The sequence below is a fragment of the Pedobacter sp. KBW06 genome, from assembly GCF_003852525.1.
Lineage (GTDB): Bacteria > Bacteroidota > Bacteroidia > Sphingobacteriales > Sphingobacteriaceae > Pedobacter.
This window is the reverse complement of sequence record NZ_QAJL01000004.1, coordinates 778807-794688: the sequence shown is the minus strand read 5'-3', so window position 1 is coordinate 794688 and position 15882 is coordinate 778807. Positions and strand designations below refer to the sequence as shown.

Below are 15882 nucleotides of genomic sequence, written 5' to 3'. Positions count from 1 at the left end.
TTTCCTAAATAAAGTTAAAAATGGTAACAGCAATCACACAAGGGATCAAAATATCAGTAGAAACCATGTATCAGGATGAATATTCTAATCCTGCTAATGAGCATTTTATGTTTGCTTACCGGATTACTATTGAAAATTTATCAGATTATTCCATACAACTGATGAGACGTCAATGGTTTATTTTTGATTCTAACGGTACAGAGAGAGAAGTAGAAGGAGAGGGTGTGGTAGGTCTTCAGCCTGTAATGGAACCTGGCGGAAGTCATACTTATGTTTCCGGATGTCATTTGAGTACAGATATGGGGGCAATGAGCGGAAATTACCTGATGCACCGCATGATAGACAGTACTGATTTCACGGTCGATATTCCTGAATTTAACCTGATTGTACCTTACAGGCTCAATTAATATTTATTTCTTCCGAACAACATCGAAGCATAATAGATCAGATTGGCCAATGAGCCTAAAGCAGCAACTACATAGGTCATTGCTGCCCACCATAGCGCATCCTTGGCCTGTTTGTTTTCTTCTACCGTATGCATCACTCCGTTGTTGTTTCTTAGCCAGATTAGCGCCCTTCTGCTGGCATCAAACTCTACCGGCAAAGCAATTACACTAAATAGGGTCAGTAAGGCCAGACCGGCTACGCCAATGCTCAAAACGACAGGATTCCCTGTAAATCCAATCAGCAATACGCCAATAATCAAGACCCATTGTAATAAAGTGGAAGAAATGCTGACTACAGGTACCATATTTGTCCTCAGTTGCAGCCAATGGTAAGATTTCGACTGCTGAACCGCATGTCCACATTCATGTGCGGCAACAGCAGCAGCAGCCACACTTCTGCCGTGGTAAACATCTGTACTTAAATTCACTGTTTTATCTTCCGGATTGTAATGATCAGAGAGCTGACCATCAGTGCTCATCACCCTCACATCATAAATGCCATTGTCATGCAGCATCTTTTCCGCCACTTCTTTCCCCGAAAATCCCGAACTCAAGTGCATTTCAGTATACTTTGAAAACTTATTTCTAAACTTCCATTGCACGAACATGCTAATAAGTAATATCGGGACTATTAAAAATAAATAAGTTCCCATTTCCGTAGTGTATGTTTTTCAAACTATTCAAATCAAAAAGCGCGCCTAATTTGCCTGACCAAAAAAATTAATGATAAATTTAGATGATGAAAACAGCTATATCTTATTGGGAACAACAGCATTTTTTTGCTTATGATGTCATCATAGCAGGCAGTGGAATTGTTGGCTTAAATGCGGCAATTGCCATAAAATCTAAAAATCCAAAAGCAAGTGTAGCCATCCTTGAAAGGGGATTCCTCCCTTCTGGCGCCAGTACAAAGAATGCAGGATTTGCTTGTTTCGGAAGCATCTCAGAATTGATGGAACAGGAGAAAAACGGGGGTACAGCCTTACTTTATCAATTGATAGAAAGACGCTGGAAAGGGCTTTTAAAACTTCGAAAATTACTCGGAGATGAATCACTTTCCTATCATAATTATGGTGGTTACGAATTATTTAAGACGGAAGATCATCAGTTGGCCGAACTTTGTGTAGCTAAAATCGGCCACTATAATGAACTTATTAAAGACATTGTTGGCCAGGAAGATGCCTTCAAAACAGCAAATAACAAAATCTCTGACTTTGGTTTCCATGATACCGCACTATTAATAGAAAACAAACTGGAAGCTCAGATAGATACCGGTAAAATGATGAAAGCATTAATACTAAAGGCAACAGCTATTGGTATAATGATCTATAACAACTGTGAAGTAGAAGAGCTTCAGGAGGAGGGAAACTACCAGATCTTACTCAGTAAACATGGAAAATTTAAAGCCAGACAGGTGCTCCTGAGTACCAATGCTTTTATAAAAGACCTCGTTCCCGATTTAGATGTTGTTCCTGGCCGCGGTCAGGTCATCCTGACACAGCCTATCCCGGATTTAAAAATAAAAGGAACTTTTCACTACGATAAAGGTTACTATTATTTTAGAAATATAGACCAAAGAATCCTGCTTGGCGGTGGTCGTAACCTCGACATCAGAGGCGAAGAAACAGCCGTTTTCGGAAGTACCCAATTGATCCAAAACGCGCTCAAAACATTATTAAAAGAAGTCATTTTACCGGATACTCCATTTGAAATTGAACAAAGCTGGAGTGGCATCATGGCTTTTGGCCATGACCTCTATCCGATCGTAAAATCCATTCGCCCTGGTGTTTTTTGCGCAGTAAGATGCAACGGCATGGGCATCGCTATGGGTACACAAACCGGCGAAGATGCGGCCAACATGATCCTCCCTTTCCTATAAATTCTACATTATTTACGATCTCTTCTTGCAAGATCATTTTTATTTTTAGACTTTTGATAAAAATATTAGTATGGAAGTAGCAATAGTTATATTATTGATCATAATTTTAGTAACACTAATTATTCTATTTTTAAGAAAGCCGGTGGCCAATGACAACCACATTGCCCTGTTAGATTTAAAAGAAGAAGAACATCAGAAATCTTTAAACTGGCTGAAAGAAGAAAAATTAAGATTGGAAGATGAGCTGAACGACCTTCGCAATAGTTTTCTGCTGGAAAGAAGTAAAGTCATCAAATCGGAAGAAACCCTTGCTGCACAACGGGAAAAACAAGCCGAACAGGAAAAATATATTGCTGAACTGCAACAACGTTTCAAGCTGGAATTTGAGAATATTGCCAATAAAGTCCTGGAAGAAAAAACAGCCAGGTTTACAGAACAAAACCGGGCTAACCTGGATATCATATTAAATCCCTTAAAGGAGAACATTAAAGCTTTTGAAGAAAAAGTAGATAAGGTTTATAAGTCAGAATCAGACGAACGAAATGTGCTGAAAGGCGTAATTTCCCAGTTAATGAACCAAAGTAAGCAGATTCAGGAAGATGCAAACAACCTCACCAAAGCACTTAAAGGCGACTCAAAAAAACAAGGAAACTGGGGTGAGGTGATTTTGGAACGCGTACTGGAACGCTCGGGATTAATTAAAGACAGAGAATACCGGATACAAACCAGTCTGAGCTCTTCAGAGGGGGGCAGGATGCAGCCGGATGTGATTATTGACCTTCCGGATGATAAACATGTGATCGTTGATGCTAAGGTCTCTTTGGTTGCTTACGAGAGACTTGTTGCCGCAGATACTGACGAGGACAGGGACACTTATCTTAAACAACACCTCATCTCTATCAAAAACCACATTCAAGGGCTCTCGGGAAAAAATTATCATGAATTAAACGAAATAAATTCCCCTGATTTTGTATTGCTTTTCATCCCTATTGAATCGTCCTTTGGCATTGCTGTTCAGCAGGATGCAGAACTTTTCAATTATGCCTGGGACAGAAAAGTAGTTATTGTAAGTCCTTCTACCTTACTGGCTACTTTGAGAACCATTGCCAGCATCTGGAAACAGGAAAGACAAAATAGAAATGTCCTGGAAATTGCACGTTTAAGCGGAAGTATGTATGATAAGTTTGTAGGCTTTTTAACCGATATGGAGGGTATTGGAAGAAACATCAGACAAAGCCAGGATGCTTATGATAAAGCATTAAACAAGCTTTCTACCGGGACAGGAAACCTTTCCAGTACTTCCGAAAAGATCAAAAAATTAGGTGCCAAAGCAACGAAGCAAATTGACACCAAATTTTTAGATCCTTTACTGACTGAAGAGGACAGTCTATAATTTAAAAGCATTCCATCCCTGTGCTTTCAGTTCATGAACAACACTGGATTTGGAAATCATTTTACAGCCGGAATTTTTATCTGTAATGTGTCCTATAATACTAATGTCCACATCATTTTTCAATTTTGTATAATCGTCTTGCTTAATGGTAAACAGCAATTCATAATCTTCACCACCATTTAAAGCGCAAACTGTTGGATCTAAGCCCAGTTCACGGGCAGTCTCGTACGTCATCGGATCAATCGGAATTTTCTCCTCATAAATGGTACATCCTTTTTCTGACTGCTGACAAATGTGCATAATTTCAGAAGCCAATCCATCTGAAACGTCGATCATTGAAGTCGGAACAATTTCCATCTGAGCAAGTAAATCAACAATATCCCTTCTGCCTTCCGGTTTCAGCTGACGCTCGATAATATAGTCTTTACCTTCCAGATCCGGTTGAATATTAGGGTTTTCCAGAAATATCTGTTTTTCTCTTTCTAAAATCTGTAATCCCACATACGCACCGCCTAAATCACCGGAAACGCATAAAAGATCACCTTCCTGGGCACCATTTCTATAAACAACATCTTTCTTTTCGGCATAACCAATACTGGTTACACTAATCACTAATCCTTGTTTACTTGTAGAAGTGTCTCCTCCAATCAGGTCAATGTTAAACTTGTTGCAGGCCAGGTCAATTCCCTTGTAAATTTCTTCCACAGCTTCCAGGGGAAATTTACTTGAAATACCTATAGAAACTGTAATTTGAGTAGCAATACCGTTCATGGCATAGATGTCACTCAGGTTTACCTGGACTGCCTTAAAGCCTAAATGCATTAAAGGTACATAAGCCAGGTCAAAATGGATGCCTTCCAATAATAAATCTGTAGAAATTAACACCTCTTTATCTTTAAAATTCAAGACTGCAGCATCATCTCCAACCCCTTTTATACTACTTTCGTGCCTGATTTTGAAACCCTCTGTCAGATGTTTTATCAGACCAAATTCTCCAAGTTCCGCAATATCGGTACGCTCTTTATTCTCAAACATAATCTTGTCTCTTGTTGCCTTTTAATTCTTTATATTTTTCTCTCTCATTTTAACTGCCAGGAGGAGCTGGTATCTATACAGAAAAATTACAAACCTAATGCGGCTGAAATTTCCAGCATTCTTTCAATTGGTTTTCTTGCCTGAACAATAATGTCAGCAGGAACCGTCACTTCCGGAGAACCATTTTTTAAACATAAATACAATTTCTCCAGTGTATTTCTTTTCATATATGGACACTCGTTACAGGCACAACTGTTATTTGGTGGTGCAGGAATAAAGGTTTTCGTTGGATTTGCCTTCTCCATCTGGTGAATAATCCCACTTTCAGTAGCCACAATAAACTCCTGTGCGTCGCTATTTGTACTATATTTCAATAATCCGGTTGTCGATCCAATATAATCTGCCATTTGAAGCACTGCTTCTTCACATTCCGGATGGGCAATAAACTTCGCATTTGGATGACGTTCTTTCAATTTTGTAATCTTCTCTCTTGAAAAGATCTCATGAACCATACAGGCACCATTCCAGAGTACTAAATCTCTGCCCGTTTTTTTAGCCACCCAGGCACCTAAATTTTTATCAGGACCAAAAATAATCTTGGTGTCCTTTGGAAGACTTTCTACGATCTGTACCGCATTCGTAGAGGTACAAACAATGTCGCTCAATGCCTTCAGTTCGGCAGTACAATTCACATAGGTGATCACTACATGATCAGGATATTTTTCTTTGAATTTCCTGAACAAATGTGGCGGACAACTATCGGCCAGAGAACACCCGGCTTTGAAGTCCGGAAGCAACACTTTTTTGTCAGGAGAAAGAATTTTCGCCGTCTCTGCCATAAAATGTACTCCAGCAAACACAATCACCTCAGCATCAGTTCTTGCAGCTTCCTGTGATAGTCCCAAACTATCCCCAATATAATCTGCAATATCCTGAATATCAGGGTCTTGATAGTAATGCGCAAGTATAATTGCGTTTTTTTCCTTTTTTAATTTTTCGATTTCCAGGAAAAGATCAAGTGTTGGATCGATCTTTTCATCCACAAAACCTTTTCGATTTAATTCCTCTAAGGTATCCATTTTCAACAGTTCAATAAATTATAATTATTTAATATAAATAGATTTCTATTGTTTATTAGTGTGTTAATAACGTTTGTAAAAAACTTTTTTTTAGTCGATTATTTGAGTTATTCATAAGTTATCCACATTTAGATGACTTTTTTATGATAAAAAGCTGCTGATTTACAGCATTATATTTTTTCAGTCCAAAACTTATCCATACCAATATGTTTATTCTTAATGTGTGTGTAAAAAGTTAATAAACTATGCAAAGTTGCTCAAAAATAACTTAAAATATTGTGGCAAATTGCCTTTTTAGCTTAGATTTAAACATTCAAAATTATTTGTTCTAAATGTTTAGACAAGAAATTAACAATTATATCAACGTTGTTAACAAAGTAACGGAAATAGCTTTAATTCAATGAGAAAAGTAGATTTTTTAGTAATAGGGTCGGGTATAGCGGGTTTAAGCTTTGCATTAAAAGCAGCTCAGCATGGTAAGGTATTAATTGTTACAAAATCAAACGAGGATGAGTCAAATACAAAGTATGCGCAAGGCGGTGTAGCTGTCGTTGTGGATAAAGATGATTCGTTTGAAAAACATATCGAAGATACGTTAATTGCGGGAGATGGGCTGTGTGACAGAGAGATAGTGGAAATTGTGGTAAAAGAAGGGCCTCAAAGAATCCAGGAAATCATTGATTACGGGATTAATTTTGACAAAGATCAGGCCGGCGTTTACGACCTGGCGAAGGAGGGAGGGCACTCAGAACACCGTGTTTTACACTATAAAGATGTCACAGGTTATGAGATTGAGAGTGTGTTATTGAAGCAGATTCATGAGAATGAAAACATAGAGATATTAACACATTACTTCTGTTTGGAGTTGATTACTCAGCATCATTTGGGGGAGCATGTGGATAAGAGTTCTGAAGATATCCACTGTTACGGTATATATGCCTTTAACACAGAGCTTAACGATGTGGAAAAGATCTTAGCTAATGTGACTATCATGGCTTCGGGTGGTGCAGGACATGTGTATAGCAGTACGACAAACCCTGTAATTGCTACAGGCGATGGAATGGCGATGGTTTACCGCGCGAAAGGAAAAGTGAGGAATATGGAATTTATTCAGTTCCATCCAACCGCTTTATACAATCCCGGAGAGTATCCTGCCTTCCTGATTTCGGAAGCAGTCCGGGGTTTTGGAGGAGTCCTGAGAAGGAAAAACGGAGATGAATTTATGTACGAATATGATAAGCGTGGCTCGCTCGCACCCCGGGATATTGTGGCCAGGGCCATCGATTCGGAGATGAAAAAATCAGGTGAAGACTTCGTTTATCTGGACATTACCAATCGAAAAAAGAGCGATATTTTAGCCCATTTCCCGAACATTTATGCCAAGTGTCTATCTATAGGTATAGACATGACTAAGGATTTAATACCGGTTACGCCTGCAGCTCATTATATGTGCGGCGGAATTTTGGTAGACGAATATGGAAGATCTTCTATAAAAAATCTATATGCCTGCGGGGAATGTTCTTCAACAGGTTTGCATGGGGCCAATCGTTTGGCTTCAAATTCCTTGCTCGAAGCCCCAGTTTTTGCACACCGTATTTATGAGGATGCGATCATTGCTTTTAAAAATAGCGTCATTCCTGATAACATTCCAGACTGGGATGCCAATGGAGTAACCCAAACAGATGAGGATATTTTGGTGACACATAACCTGAGAGAAACCCAAAAATTGATGAGTGATTATGTGGGAATTGTACGTTCGGATTTTAGATTGGACCGTGCAATGAGGCGCTTATTTTTGCTCCATGAAGAGACGGAAGACTTCTATAAAGCCAATAAAGTTTCCGTAAAACTCTGTGAATTGCGGAACGTGATCCAGGTTGCTTATATTGTAATTAAGTCGGCAAAAGCGAGAAAAGAAAGTCGGGGATTGCATTTCACTACCGATTATCCAATGCATTCAGAACAGTTAACAGATACAATTTTTTAGATCATGCCAGTTATATTACCCGTTAAAGATAAACATCCCAAATGGGATGAAAATTGTTTTATTGCCCCAAATGCCACTATTGTTGGCGACGTTGTGATGGGAAAAAATTGCTCCGTTTGGTTTAATGCTGTGATCAGAGGTGATGTAAATAGCATTACCATCGGTGATGACAGCAATATTCAGGACGGTGCAGTGATTCATGCAACCTATTTAAAGGCAGCGACTGTGATTGGAAACAGGGTCTCTGTAGGCCATAACGCGATCGTTCATGGCTGTACCCTTAAAGACCATATTTTGGTGGGTATGGGAGCTATTATTATGGATAACGCAGTCGTAGAACCCTATTGTATCATCGCTGCAGGTGCAGTGGTATTGGAGAACACACAGTGCGAAAGCGGCTATATTTATGCGGGGACTCCCGCTAAAAAAATAAAGCCCATTACTGAGGAGCAACGGGCTTTACTAAATAAATTACCAGACAATTATATCATGTATGCTGACTGGTTCAGATAAGCATAACTATTCTTTCGGAATGGTAATTGTTTCATTTCTTTCCCAAAGGGCTCTTATTGAGAGTTCCTTTGGTTCATTCCAGATCTTCTCCGGCTGACGGCCTTCTTCTACATTTCCGGTATCCCATCTTCCATTTTTATTATTGTCGTAAGTGATCCTTATAAAGTATTTTCCTGCTTTGTAATTGGCAAATTTTGCGGTCGTATCTTTAGTGATGACCATTGTATTTACCGGGTTTTTATTGCCATCAATGATTTCAACAATATAGCTTTTGTTTTTCTCCGGAGGAATGATCTTTACGATGAGACTGCCATAATCATCCTTGCTGCCCAGCTTAAAATCCTTCGGAAATTCCTTATTTTTTGTGTTAAATATAGCGGTAAATGCACCGGCACCAAACTTCATTTGGTAAGGTTTTTTTATGCGCCATGGATATTTTACATGGTAAGATAAAAAGTCTAAACTGTCTTTTACTACTGTGAAATTTGTTCTTTCTACAGAGTCTTCCAGTAATGTTATTTTGCTGGCATCAACACTTGTAATCGGAAAATTAAACGTAAGTTTCAAAGATTTGTTCGGATTTAAGGTACGATCTTCCAGGTTATCCGTTGCAGATAATACCCTGTTATAGGTTTCTTTTTTTCCTCTGGTAAGTGTAGATGACTGAAGTAATTTGCCTTCCGATTTAAGGCTGACTTTAGTTGAATCAAAGGAAAGATCCGTTAACCAGATTTTCAGGGAGTCGTTGTTTTTGCTGAATTTTGCAAACTTCGTTGCGTCTAAAGCCGCCGGTTCAACAATGGTTACTTCAGGTTTTTTTAGCTTTTGATTGAGTGCAAAACTAATGCTTCCATCTGCATTTATGCGTCGGTCGAGGATTCTGAATACCTTGGCGTCTTCCTTAAAAACACGCATATTTACAGTGTCGAGATTGTGCTTTAATGCAATTGAATCTTTTATAAATCCAATTTCATCTGTACTTTGCTGATAGATTTTGTCGCCGCCTTTTTCCTTCAAAGCATAGATTCGGTAAGTGCCTTCTCTTAAATTGTTGAGGCTGTAATTACCGCTGCTATCCGTAAGTGTATAAATAGAAGGTTTACCTTTTCCGAAGATGGTATCTCTTTCTATAGGAAGGATAAATGCTACCGCTTCGATTTCAGGTTCACCAGTGGAGGAGTTTGTAATTTTACCTTTGATGCTGAGGGAGTCTAATTTCGGGCCGGTCGAAAATACATAGGAGAGATTTTTGACGACGTTACTTTCATTGATATCGGCAACGGCTTTACCAAAATTAAGTGTATAGGTTGTATTTTTTTCCAGGCTGTCTGTAAAGGATATCTCCAGTGTTTTCTTTTTAGTTTTCAAGGTTGGGGCAATTTTCAATTCCGGAGAAATGGAAAACTCTTTAAATTCATTCTGAAGTTTAAAATATTCATCAAACTCTATAGTGATTTTTTTTGCCTTAAAATTTGTCGTTAAATTTTTGGGTTCCATTTTTAAAACCTTCGGAGGAGTCGTATCACGTGGTCCGCCCTGGGGTTGTTGGATACTTGCACAGCTATAAATCAGCGAAGTTAGCAGTAGGAGGGATGCAAAAAGCCGGAAGTTGGATACATTGCTATTTTTGGCCATTTATATGCGTTGTGTTTAATTTATTACTCTTTTTAATGGATAACATTAAAAATTTTTAAAACTCTCTTATATCTCATTTAAATGAGTCAGGTTAAAACGGTTAGATTTTCATATTAACCTGCTCATTTTCAGCATATTATGTTTTACTTACTGATATGAACCATTAAAACGGAGATATCAGAAGGAGAAACACCTGAAATTCTGGATGCCTGCCCTAAAGTTCTTGGCTTGATCTTCAGCAACTTCTCTCTTGCTTCCTTTGATAAAGATACCAATTGGGAATAATCAAAATTTGGATTGATGTCTTTATCTTCCATCTTCTGCATTTTATTTACAATCTCCTGTTCTTTCTCAAAGTAGCTTTCGTATTTGATTTTGATCTCTGCCTGTTCTATGGTTTCCTGATCAAAAGGGCTAAGGTATTCTTTGAAGCTTTGACTGATTTCTCTGACGTCTTCAATACCCACCTGTGGACGGCTTAACAGACTGAATATTTTTACATTTTGATTCAGTGTACTTGTACCCAATTCTTCCAGCTTCTGGTTTGCCTCTGTCATTTCAATACCTTGCTTCTTCGCAAAGGCAACGATGGCATCAGAGTTGGCAACCTTTTGTTTAACAATATCCAATCGCTCATCACTAATCAGTCCTAAGTTGTGGCCGATAGGGGAGAGACGGATATCTGCATTATCCTGACGGAGCAATAACCGGTGTTCAGCTCTTGAAGTGAACATGCGATAAGGTTCTTCTGTTCCTTTGGTTACCAGGTCATCTATTAATACACCAATATAGGACTCGGAGCGTTTCATGATCAGTTCATGAAGTTCATTTACCTTTTGGTGCGCGTTGATTCCGGCTATAAAACCCTGACTAGCAGCTTCTTCGTATCCTGTTGTTCCATTAATCTGGCCTGCAAAGAACAGGTTACTGATTAATTTGGTTTCCAGGGTTAAACCGAGCTGGGTAGGTGGGAAATAATCGTATTCTATGGCATATCCAGGGCGGAACATTTTTGCATTTTCAAATCCGGGGATCTGGGTTAAAGCCCTATACTGAACATCTTCCGGAAGTGAGGTAGAGAAACCATTTACGTAGATCTCACAGGTATTCCATCCTTCAGGTTCTACGAAAATCTGGTGTCTTTCCCGTTCAGCAAAACGATTGATTTTATCTTCGATAGAAGGACAATATCTTGGTCCCAGACCTTTGATCCTTCCGGTGAACATTGGAGATTTTTCAAATCCTTCTTTCAATGTTTCGTGAACTTCTGCATTGGTATAGGTAATCCAGCAGCAGCGTTGTTCTGTTGGGCGGGCTACATTGGTATAGGAGAAACGACCTGGATTTTCGTCACCCCATTGTTCTTCCATCAATGAATAATTCAGGGACCTTCCGTCTACTCGGGGTGGGGTACCAGTTTTCATTCTGCCTGCTTCAAATCCCAGTTCAGTTAACTGTTCTGTAATTCCGGTAGCCGCTCTTTCTGCAGTTCTGCCGCCTCCAAACTTCTTCTCTCCAATATGGATCAATCCATTTAAGAAGGTCCCATTGGTAAGGACAACAGACTTGCCTTTGATCTCAATTCCCAATGAAGTTTTTACACCAACCACAGTATTGTTTTTGATCACAAGACTACTTACCATGTCTTGCCAGAAGTCTACATTTGGAGTACGTTCCAATGCGAGTCTCCATTCTTCAGCAAATCTTTTCCTGTCGTTCTGCGCTCTTGGGCTCCACATTGCCGGACCTTTAGAAAGGTTAAGCATTCTGAATTGTAAGGTCGTCTTGTCGCTAATGATTCCGGAGTATCCGCCCATCGCGTCAATTTCTCTTACAATCTGACCTTTTGCAACACCACCCATGGCAGGGTTGCAGCTCATCTGTGCAATGGTTTCCATATTCATTGTGATCAACAAAACGGAGGATCCCAGATTTGCAGCAGCAGCAGCAGCTTCACATCCGGCATGCCCTGCACCTACAACTATAACATCATATTCTTTAAACATTACCTGTGTTTTTTATATCTCTTACATCTATGTTCCACGTGGAACGCAATACATCGTCTCTGTTAAACCCGATTGTTTCACGTGGAACAATCGTCAAATTTAATCAATTAATAGGGGAGAAGCGCTAATTTGAATCCCTTTTAATTCGTTGTTCTATTTCAATTGAACGTCTAAAAAACCGTTCTGTTATTCTTTGATGACGATCTTCCAAAACTCCCTGAATCATCATTCTGTTTTTTCTATCCTTTAATCTAACTGCAGCTACTGTAAAGGCAGTGCGGAAAAGAATATTTAATTTATTCCAGGCCATCATCAAAACGTTTAACAATTAGCCTTTCATCAATCAAGGTAAATCATCTGTTTAAATGGCCGTTTCTTTCTAGTCTTTCATTTGGGCCGGTTAATTTCTTCTACACCTTCTATGCTGTCATGGTAAACCCCGAAAGCGAATTGCAATAAGGTGTTTTTGAATTGCCTGCTGCTGGCTTTTAAATAACCTCAGCTTATTTTCCGTTCTTACATTTACTCTTGCCTTTCTTTTATCAAAGAATGTGTTTTTTCTTCTGAATTGATTAGCGCAGGAATAATGGTTATTAAGGTTCCTTCCTCGTCATTAGTTTATAAATTTTTCTAGACTTTAGAAAAGAGAAGAGGAGGGGATGCTTTTGTTTTTTGAAAGCGGAGGCCAGATCAGCGTTTTGAATATTGATTCACTTTTATTAAAAGCTGCCAGGGAGTATTTGATTTTTGTGAATTGATATCCTCTGGCAGCTTCTAAAAAGATGGTATTATTTTTCAGATAATTCCAACCAACGTTCGGTTACCTTTTCTAATTCTTCATTTAGTACCTCAATCTTTTTCGATACTTCCTGAATGCCTAAATAGTTTGCGCTGTCAATGGTCAGCAAAGAAGTAGACAAGTCCTTAATTTCTGATTCTAATTCGGAAATCTTTACTTCTGAATCCTCCAATTCTTTCTGCTCTTTAAAACTTAATTTTTTGGTCGTGCCTGCTGTACTTTGAGCGGGAACTTCTTTAGTTTTTACTGCAACTTTTTCTTTTTGTGTTTCTAAGCTAATGCGGTACTCAGAATAGTTTCCATTATAAATTGCCACATCACCATTTCCTTCCATAATGAATAATTGCTCACTCATTTTGTCGAGTAAATACCTGTCGTGAGAAACCAGAATTAATACACCCGGGAAATTTTCCAGGAATTCTTCCAGAACATTTAAGGTATCAATATCCAGGTCATTTGTTGGCTCATCAAGAATTAAGAAATTGGGATTTTGCATTAAAACCTTCATGAGGTGCAATCTCTTTTTTTCTCCTCCACTCAATTTCTCTACCATGCCATGTTGCTTCTTGGGAGGGAAGAGGAATAAGGTTAATAATTGAGAAGCAGAGATCGTTTGACCATCTGCCATTTTAATATATTCGGCATCGGACTTTACAATATCAATTACCCTTTCTTTTTCGTTGAATGCAAGACCACCTTGTTTATAGTAGCCGTATACCGTCGTTTCCCCAGTGCTTACTTTTCCTTTTTCGGGAGTTAAGAATCCGGTAATGATATTCAGCAAAGTAGATTTTCCTGTTCCGTTTTTACCGGCTAATCCTATTCTGTCTGCACGTTTAAAAGTATAAGAGAAATCATTAATGATATTTTTATCATCAAATGATTGACCAATATGATCCAGTTCTAATATTTTATTTCCCTGACGGGACATTTTTACATTTAACGTAACACTTTGATTATCAGATCTTTGTTTGGTTTTGCTCTCTAGATCATAAAAAGCATCAATTCTAGACTGAGATTTGGTCGTCCGGGCGGCCGGCATTCTTCTCATCCATTCCAATTCCTTTTTCAAGAGGTTCTTGTTCTTCTGGAAGGTGCTTTCATCTGCGGCTTCGCGTTCAGACTTCTTCTCCAGAAAATAGGCATAATTACCGTTATAGTTGTAGATCTTTCCTCTGTCCAGCTCAACAATGGTGTTGCAGACATTGTCAAGGAAATAACGATCGTGTGTAACTAATAATATAGTTTTATTACCCGAAGTAAGAAGTTTTTCCAGCCATTCGATGGTGTCAATGTCCAGGTGATTGGTTGGCTCATCCAGAACATAGATTTCAGGGTCCTCTATAAGCAATTTAGCGAGCGCCAGACGCTTCTTCTGCCCCCCGGATAGGGTAGAGATCTTTTGCTGAAGATGATTGATCCCCATGCGGCTTAAAATCGTTTTTATTTCGTGTTCATATTCCCAGGCATTGTGTTCGCTGAGTTCTTCATATAAACGATTCAATGTTTTCTCATCCGGATTCGGATCTTCGATCAGTTCTTCATACTCCTTGATCAGCTGTTGCTGCTTGTTTTCAAGAGAAAAGATAAAATCGCTTATCGAATAACCATCCGGAAATGAAGGCTCCTGATCCAGAAATCCAATCTTAACGGATTTGTTCTTTACGATTTTGCCTTCTAACGGAGAAAACCTTTCTGCAAGTAATTTTAATAAGGTGCTTTTTCCTGCACCATTTATACCAACCAACGCTACGCGTTGTCCGGGTTGAATCCCCAGGGTTAAATTTTTAAATAGCCATTCGTCATGGTAAGCATGGCCTAAGTTTTCGGCTGCAATTAGTGTGCTCAAAGTCTGTGTTTAACGATATTTTAGATAAGAAATTATTGCAAAAGTAAGCAATAATTCTTTGGTATATAGTTGAGCCTATTGAACATGTAGGTATTTTGTTGAGGAAACCAAAGGGATATTGCTGTGTTAGCGTTCTGAAAACCGTCAACTCTTATCCATGTTTTGGTCGACTCCTCTTCGGGTCGGAGCCAAAGAACAGATGCAATGACTTTCCAGCATATTTGGCCGGAACCTATGGAACGATATAATTCAGCTATAACTCGACCATTGCAGTATCCTCCTTCGACTACAACAGTTACCTGGAGCGGGTCTGGAACGTACCATGAACGTACCAGCAACGTCTTTTCGACCTGAAAGACGTTGCTGATACGTTTCAGTCCTGTCTTCAGTACGTTTCAATTAACTGTTGTAGTCAAAGGAGGTTTAAGGGAAGAAGCGGAAGGTAATATGAGGTGATTTTTCACCAAAACATTTGGAGAGAAAGATTGGATCAACAGAGGATATACAAAACACATTATTTAACGGCATGTACCATTGTCGCTGTTCTTTCGGCAGTTTTTTTTCCGAATTTTGTTCCTGTAAGGATGACTACCGCCATCGCGGCAATCATAATTTTTTTTATTGCAGTTTTCATGATATCCGGTTTTAAATGAAAGATTTAAACATAAGACGTCGTTTTTATAAAAACGTTTCAAATTACCTCATTCATTAGACCATCAGTCATTTAACTTAGACAAACGGGCACTATTGTTCTATCAACAGGTCATAATCTTAAAAAAGGCGGGGCGCTCAGGGCAATAGGAGGAACAGAAGGAGGGAGTTATCCCTGCTGGATTTTTAAGGTGGACAGATAATAATCTTCCTTCTCCGTCATCAACGTTTTTGCCGCTTTGCCTTTGTCTTTGTAACCCAGCAGGTGCAGGGTCCCGTGCGCCATCACGCGGCACAATTCGTCGGCAACGGTATGCTTGAATTCTTTGGCATTTTCCTGAATCCGCTCCAGACTGATGAAAATATCTCCGACAATCATTTTAAGCGCTTCTGAGTTATCAAAAGTAATGACGTCGGTATAAGTGTCATGATTCAGGTATTGTTGGTTTATACGCAGTAAATATTCGTCTGAGCATAAAATAAAGTTCAACTCCTGTAATGTATATCCTTCTTCTTCGATTACAGACTTGATCCAGGCCTTAAGCAGTGTTTTCTTTTTAAGGGTATAACTAAGGTCTTCGGTGAAAAAGTGGATTGCAGGTTTACTCAT

At 39.0% G+C, this 15882-nt stretch carries 12 protein-coding genes; 5 read left to right on the top strand and 7 right to left on the bottom strand.

The genetic code is table 11. The annotated features are described in order from the left end of the window. Nucleotides 1–20 precede the first annotated feature (20 nt). The gene (gene apaG / locus DBR43_RS25630; protein WP_074611427.1) at nucleotides 21–407 is read left to right on the top strand and encodes a Co2+/Mg2+ efflux protein ApaG; all 387 of its coding nucleotides are present in this window, start codon (nucleotides 21–23) and stop codon (nucleotides 405–407) included. On the opposite strand, the gene DBR43_RS25625 is transcribed toward apaG, so the two are convergent. Beyond that, nucleotides 404–1099, bottom strand: coding sequence for a zinc metallopeptidase (locus DBR43_RS25625; protein WP_124586160.1), 696 nt, complete (start codon nucleotides 1097–1099; stop codon nucleotides 404–406). The genes apaG and DBR43_RS25625 overlap by 4 nt on opposite strands. Before the next feature lie 83 nt (nucleotides 1100–1182). Here DBR43_RS25625 and DBR43_RS25620 point away from each other — a divergent pair, with 83 nt between their 5' ends. Together DBR43_RS25620 and DBR43_RS25615 are read left to right on the top strand one after the other, a co-directional pair. Continuing rightward, entirely contained in the window at nucleotides 1183–2325 is a 1143-nt protein-coding gene (locus tag DBR43_RS25620) for an NAD(P)/FAD-dependent oxidoreductase (protein WP_233603216.1), read from the top strand. A gap of 70 nt (nucleotides 2326–2395) precedes the next feature. Further along, entirely contained in the window at nucleotides 2396–3718 is a 1323-nt protein-coding gene (locus tag DBR43_RS25615) for a DNA recombination protein RmuC (RefSeq protein ID WP_124586157.1), read from the top strand. Here the strand turns inward: DBR43_RS25615 and thiL are convergent. Together thiL and nadA are read right to left on the bottom strand one after the other, a co-directional pair. After that, on the bottom strand, nucleotides 3713–4753 hold the full coding sequence (gene thiL / locus DBR43_RS25610) for a thiamine-phosphate kinase (protein ID WP_074611424.1): 1041 nt from the start codon (nucleotides 4751–4753) through the stop codon (nucleotides 3713–3715). The two genes, DBR43_RS25615 and thiL, sit on opposite strands and share 6 nt — an antisense overlap. An 86-nt stretch (nucleotides 4754–4839) precedes the next feature. Then, nucleotides 4840–5832: a quinolinate synthase NadA gene (nadA, locus tag DBR43_RS25605; RefSeq protein WP_124586155.1), complete on the bottom strand. Its 993-nt coding sequence runs from the start codon at nucleotides 5830–5832 to the stop codon at nucleotides 4840–4842. A gap of 400 nt (nucleotides 5833–6232) precedes the next feature. On the opposite strand from nadA, the gene nadB reads away from it, so the two are divergent. Together nadB and DBR43_RS25595 are read left to right on the top strand one after the other, a co-directional pair. After that, nucleotides 6233–7819, top strand: a complete 1587-nt coding sequence (gene nadB / locus DBR43_RS25600) for an L-aspartate oxidase (RefSeq protein ID WP_124586153.1) — start codon at nucleotides 6233–6235, stop codon at nucleotides 7817–7819. 3 nt (nucleotides 7820–7822) lie between these two features. Next, on the top strand, nucleotides 7823–8332 hold the full coding sequence (locus DBR43_RS25595; RefSeq protein ID WP_124586151.1) for a gamma carbonic anhydrase family protein: 510 nt from the start codon (nucleotides 7823–7825) through the stop codon (nucleotides 8330–8332). A gap of 6 nt (nucleotides 8333–8338) precedes the next feature. Here the strand turns inward: DBR43_RS25595 and DBR43_RS25590 are convergent, their stop codons facing one another. The 4 genes from DBR43_RS25590 to ybeY all read right to left on the bottom strand — a co-directional run bounded on the left by DBR43_RS25590 (nucleotide 8339) and on the right by ybeY (nucleotide 15882). Next, the gene (locus tag DBR43_RS25590; RefSeq protein WP_124586149.1) at nucleotides 8339–9967 is read right to left on the bottom strand and encodes an Ig-like domain-containing domain; all 1629 of its coding nucleotides are present in this window, start codon (nucleotides 9965–9967) and stop codon (nucleotides 8339–8341) included. Nucleotides 9968–10110: 143 nt separating this feature from the next. After that, nucleotides 10111–11973 carry a tRNA uridine-5-carboxymethylaminomethyl(34) synthesis enzyme MnmG gene (gene mnmG / locus DBR43_RS25585; protein WP_124586147.1) on the bottom strand — a complete coding sequence of 621 codons (1863 nt, stop codon included), beginning with the start codon at nucleotides 11971–11973 and terminating at the stop codon, nucleotides 10111–10113. 788 nt (nucleotides 11974–12761) lie between these two features. Continuing rightward, a complete protein-coding gene (locus DBR43_RS25580; RefSeq protein ID WP_124586145.1) occupies nucleotides 12762–14621 on the bottom strand; it encodes an ABC-F family ATP-binding cassette domain-containing protein in 1860 nt (619 codons plus the stop codon). An 820-nt stretch (nucleotides 14622–15441) separates the two neighbouring features. Next, nucleotides 15442–15882, bottom strand: a complete 441-nt coding sequence (gene ybeY, locus DBR43_RS25575; protein WP_124586143.1) for an rRNA maturation RNase YbeY — start codon at nucleotides 15880–15882, stop codon at nucleotides 15442–15444.

Bases quoted from the DNA above. Each gene is read 5' to 3' on its own strand.
- DBR43_RS25620 (WP_233603216.1), top strand. From the start codon at position 1,183: ATGATGAAAACAGCTATATCTTATTGGGAACAACAGCATTTTTTTGCT.
- DBR43_RS25625 (WP_124586160.1), bottom strand. From the start codon at position 1,099: ATGGGAACTTATTTATTTTTAATAGTCCCGATATTACTTATTAGCATG.
- DBR43_RS25615 (WP_124586157.1), top strand. From the start codon at position 2,396: ATGGAAGTAGCAATAGTTATATTATTGATCATAATTTTAGTAACACTA.
- ybeY (WP_124586143.1), bottom strand. From the start codon at position 15,882: ATGAGTAAACCTGCAATCCACTTTTTCACCGAAGACCTTAGTTATACC.
- nadA (WP_124586155.1), bottom strand. From the start codon at position 5,832: ATGGATACCTTAGAGGAATTAAATCGAAAAGGTTTTGTGGATGAAAAG.
- thiL (WP_074611424.1), bottom strand. From the start codon at position 4,753: ATGTTTGAGAATAAAGAGCGTACCGATATTGCGGAACTTGGAGAATTT.
- DBR43_RS25595 (WP_124586151.1), top strand. From the start codon at position 7,823: ATGCCAGTTATATTACCCGTTAAAGATAAACATCCCAAATGGGATGAA.
- DBR43_RS25590 (WP_124586149.1), bottom strand. From the start codon at position 9,967: ATGGCCAAAAATAGCAATGTATCCAACTTCCGGCTTTTTGCATCCCTC.
- apaG (WP_074611427.1), top strand. From the start codon at position 21: ATGGTAACAGCAATCACACAAGGGATCAAAATATCAGTAGAAACCATG.
- nadB (WP_124586153.1), top strand. From the start codon at position 6,233: ATGAGAAAAGTAGATTTTTTAGTAATAGGGTCGGGTATAGCGGGTTTA.
- mnmG (WP_124586147.1), bottom strand. From the start codon at position 11,973: ATGTTTAAAGAATATGATGTTATAGTTGTAGGTGCAGGGCATGCCGGA.